General features: G+C 47.9%; 2 protein-coding genes. One reads left to right on the top strand and one right to left on the bottom strand.

What is annotated here, in order from left to right; all coding sequences use genetic code 11:
* Positions 1–2: 2 nt before the first annotated feature.
* Positions 3–1,508, top strand: a complete 1,506-nt coding sequence (locus AC9UEP_RS05850) for a protein kinase domain-containing protein (protein WP_509545034.1) — start codon at positions 3–5, stop codon at positions 1,506–1,508.
* Here AC9UEP_RS05850 and AC9UEP_RS05845 read toward each other — a convergent pair.
* Positions 1,505–2,134: an aminodeoxychorismate/anthranilate synthase component II gene (locus AC9UEP_RS05845; protein ID WP_509545037.1), complete on the bottom strand. Its 630-nt coding sequence runs from the start codon at positions 2,132–2,134 to the stop codon at positions 1,505–1,507. The genes AC9UEP_RS05850 and AC9UEP_RS05845 overlap by 4 nt on opposite strands.
* Between the last annotated feature and the right edge of the window lie 83 nt (positions 2,135–2,217).

The following is a 2,217-nucleotide window of genomic DNA, read 5'->3' as shown; positions in this document are numbered from 1 at the left end:
AAATGATTGGCACCGGCGGCATGGCCGATGTTTATATTGCGCAAGACCAACGATTATCGCGCGAAGTTGCTATTAAAATCTTGCGCAGTGACTTAGCAAAAGATCCGCTCTTTGTGGCTCGATTTAGAAAAGAGGCTAAAGCTGCCGCTGGTTTAAATCACCCGGCAATTGTTGCCGTCTATGACTCTGGTGAAGAACCCGCTCCTTATATCGTGATGGAACTTGTATCCGGCCACACTCTGCGCGATCTGATTCATGATGGTGAAAGACTTCCGCTGCAGCGCGCACTAGAAATTGCGGAAGGCGTTCTTGCGGGCCTTGAGTATTCACACGCGCGAGCAATTGTTCACCGCGATATCAAGCCGGCGAATGTAATGATCACCGATAAAGGTGATGTAAAGGTGATGGACTTTGGAATTGCCCGTGCCATGGATGATCTCGGTGCCACTCTTACCAGTACCTGGAATGTTGTTGGAACTGCGCAATATCTCTCACCGGAGCAAGCCGTGGGTGAACCTGCAGATTTACGCAGTGATATTTATTCAACTGGGTGCTTACTCTTTGAATTGCTCTCAGGGCAACCACCATTTACGGGAGAAACTCCAGTATCTATTGCCTACCAACATGCATCAAGTACTGCTCCACTTATTCGCGCCATCCAACCAGATCTTCCGGAAGGAATTGAAACAATTCTTGCAGTTGCCTTAGCGAAGAAGCTGGCAGATCGCTACCAAAGTGCACAGGAAATGCTTGACGATATTGCTCGGGTACGCGCAGGTGAAAAAGTATTAGCCAAGGTTGTTAACCCTCCAGTATTTACTCGTAAGTCCGCACTTATCTACGGTGGTGCCTTCTTTGCAGCTATTGCACTAGCAATCGGCGGTTATTTATATAGTGGGAACTCAAATAATAATCTGGCACAAATTCCTAACGTTGTGGGCTTAAGTGAGGCACAAGCTCGCGCCCTTTTGAGCCAATACACAATCACGATTAGGCGAGCAAACGATGGCGTTATTCCACGCGACAGAGTTGCAAGCCAAATTCCGCTAGCAACAATGAGCGCCCAACCAGGTTCATCAATCGTCCTCACGATTTCAGATGGTCCCGGAGAGGCGATAGTTCCTGATGATCTAATCGGTATGTCACTCATTAATGCGCGAGCAGCACTCACCGCTGTTGGTCTACTTGTTTCGCAAACCATTGCGGCGCCATCAGAGGAGCCACAGGGAACGGTTCTCGATGTCACCCCTGCGGTGGGCTCAGTTACCGATGCTGGCAGTGGCGTAATTCTGACAATTGCAAGTGGTGAAATCACTGTTCCAGACTTAATTGGTGTTGAAGCAATTCAAGCCAAGACTTTACTGATTCAAGCTGGGTTCCTCATTAATGAATTTTTTGATTTCGACCCGGCACAGCCACTCGGTGTTGTTATTCGACAAGCCCCTGATGCGGAATCAACTCAAACAATTGGTAAATCGGTAACAATTACAATTAATAAGCAACCTTAATGAGCTTTACCAACAACTGGCGATAATCCAACTGCTCGCTTAGGCGCATCTAGATCACCGCATGTCACCAACCAATTAGCCAACATCTGATGTCCATGTTCAGTTAAGACTGATTCCGGGTGAAATTGCACGCCTTCAATCGGCAAGGTTTTATGTTTAAGTGACATGACCACACCAGATTCAGTTGACCCGGTAATTTCTAAGACATCAGGAACAGTATCTCGTTCTACTGCAAGTGAGTGATAACGAGTTGCCGTAAATGGTGAAGGTAAATTTGTCAGTACTCCCGATGCATTATGAATAACTTCGGAAGTCTTTCCATGTAAAAGCTCTGGTGCCCGAGAAACTGTGGCGCCAAACGCTTCACCTATTGCCTGATGGCCAAGACAGACTCCGAATAACGGAATTGAATTCGCTGCGCAGTATTTGATCATCGCGATACTGACCCCAGCCTTATCTGGAGTACCCGGTCCTGGGGAGATTAAAACCCCGTCATACCGAGCAGCGTCATCGGCTCTGACTTCATCGTTTCGGGCGACGGTGCACTCTGCCCCCAATTGTGCAAGATATTGCACGAGGTTAAAGACGAATGAGTCGTAGTTATCGATTACCAGGATTCGAGCCATGGTCCTAATTGTGCTGTAACCTAGCCCCCATGCCAAAGTCGAAGTTGCGTAAGAAGGTCGCCGAGCAGCACGCTCACGAAGAA

The organism is Candidatus Planktophila sp. (genome assembly GCF_040402315.1).
Classification (GTDB): Bacteria; Actinomycetota; Actinomycetes; order Nanopelagicales; family Nanopelagicaceae; genus Planktophila.
This window is presented reverse-complemented; position numbering and strand designations above follow the sequence as displayed.

Excerpts from the sequence above, each read along its gene's own strand:
- AC9UEP_RS05850 (WP_509545034.1), top strand. The coding sequence starts at position 3 with ATGATTGGCACCGGCGGCATGGCCGATGTTTATATTGCGCAAGACCAA.
- AC9UEP_RS05845 (WP_509545037.1), bottom strand. The coding sequence starts at position 2,134 with ATGGCTCGAATCCTGGTAATCGATAACTACGACTCATTCGTCTTTAAC.